Below are 247 nucleotides of genomic sequence, written 5' to 3' on the forward strand. Positions count from 1 at the left end.
TGACCGCCCCGGACACCACTAGCCCATCCGCACCGGCTGATCTTCTGGTCGCAGAAGATGGCGCGTCGGTCAGCGGTACAGCGGAAGCCGGCAGCACGGTCACGATCAGCGACGCGGCAGGCAATGTGCTGGGCAACGCCACGGCAGGGAGCGACGGCAGCTTTACTGTACCGCTGTCGCCCGCGCTCACCAACGGTGAAACGGTTACCGCCATCGCCAGTGATGCCGCGGGCAATATCTCCGAACC

General features: G+C 65.6%; 1 protein-coding gene. It reads left to right on the forward strand.

The genetic code is table 11. The features are described 5' to 3' along the window. Nucleotides 1–247 (forward strand): Ig-like domain-containing protein (locus NC856_RS17755; RefSeq protein ID WP_264091718.1); only part of this gene is annotated, 247 nt, incomplete at both ends.

The organism is Brenneria izbisi (assembly GCF_025840185.1).
Classification (GTDB): domain Bacteria; phylum Pseudomonadota; class Gammaproteobacteria; order Enterobacterales; family Enterobacteriaceae; genus Brenneria; species Brenneria izbisi.